This is a genomic window from Hymenobacter arizonensis (assembly GCF_900115775.1).
In the GTDB taxonomy this organism is placed as follows: domain Bacteria; phylum Bacteroidota; class Bacteroidia; order Cytophagales; family Hymenobacteraceae; genus Hymenobacter; species Hymenobacter arizonensis.
Window position 1 is genome coordinate 1 of record NZ_FOXS01000019.1, and the last position, 1,561, is coordinate 1,561.

A 1,561-nucleotide genomic window follows, 5' to 3' on the forward strand; every position below is an offset into this window, starting at 1 on the left:
GCTCTTCCTGAGCACCAGCGACGACCCCACGAAGAAAGTCCGCATCGCTTCCTGCGCCGGCTGGACCAGCGGCAACCGCGACTTCACGCGCATGGTCAGCCAGCAGTCGGCCCCGGTGCAGCTCACGGCCGGCACGCGCTACTACGTCGAGGCCCTGCACAAGCAAAGCTGGGGCCCGGGCTACCTGGCCGTGGCCTGGCGCCTGCCCAACGGCTCCCGCCAGGAGCCCATTCCCGGCGCCAACCTGCTGCCTTTTGCTTCTACCACGACAACCACTCCTCCTCCTACCACCACCCCTACTACTAACCCAACCTCCGGCACCAAGGCGCGCGTCACCTTCACCTTTTCGGCGCCGCCCGCCAGTGCTACTTCCCGCATCGCTCCTACCCTTCACAATAAGTCGCGGGTGCTGCAATTTGAGGAAGACGATTCTCCAATAGCTGTGTTCACGGAAGTCTACCCCCTGTTTAAAGGTGGCGTGGCGCGTAACGGAGTGAGATACCCGGGCCTGCGCTTTACCGACGGCTGTGGTCGCAATCGTCCTTATACTGCCGCGGTGGCCATCAATGGGCATAACAGCTACAACAACTCAGTGTGGCTGGACCCGGGCCCTCAGCACGACGCGGGCCGCTTGGTTTGGGCCCAAGCCCAAGAGCTGCTCGACAACCGTTGGGACGTGGAAAACCACTCCGACCTGCACACTACCACCAATCCTGCGCAGCAAATAGCTACGCTCGACGCGCTGATTGCCAACCGCCTGAAAGGCTACAAGCCGTCGGTACACATCGTGCCCACCAACTTTGCGGGCTACCCCACTGCCGCCTTTGCGGCAGGCTACACGGCCGTTTCGAGCGGCAGCCAGAGCGACAGCTACCCCATGGTGAATGCCTGGAACAGCGACCGCACAGCCTTGAGCGCCCTGCCCGCGCCCACTACGCCCTTCGTGTACAACCGCTACATGGCAGACCAAAACACTTCCGGCGGCGAAACCACTCAGACCTTCCTCAACCGCCTCAAGGCAGTGAGCGACAAACTGATGGCGCCCGGCACCAACACTTCCGAAGTATACCTGCAGCGGGTGTTTTCTCATGGTATGAATTTCAATGTGCTGGTCGACTGGATGAACTACACCCAGTCCATTGCCCAGGACCGGCTGTGGGTGACCACCCTGCGCGAGTTTGCCGAGTACCGCCGCGTGAGTGCTCAAGTGGTTAAAACGGAGTCGCTGAGCGGCAACACCCTCACCGTTGACCTTGACTATGCCAACATCAGCGCCAACACGCGCTTCCAGAGCCTGACGCTGTTGGTTAATTCGGCGGGCACCCTCACCAACATCAGCGTGAGTGGGGCCGATAGCGCCACCTTCAATACGACCACCAAAATGGTGAACGTGTACCGCGGTTTGGCTAGCACAACCACGACCCCCACTACGACGCCAACGCCTTCCCCGACGCCCACCCCCACGCCAACTCCTTCGTCCTGCAGCGGGACGGGCAGCGCCACCTATCAGGTGTGGGCCAACGTCAACGGCTCGGCCGTGGGCGACATCCCCACCGGCAGC

Annotated in this window: 1 protein-coding gene; it reads left to right on the forward strand. The window is 62.1% G+C overall.

Translation table 11 applies throughout. The features are described 5' to 3' along the window. Positions 1 to 1,561 (forward strand): hypothetical protein (locus BMZ66_RS25770; protein ID WP_214607072.1); only part of this gene is annotated, 1,561 nt, incomplete at both ends.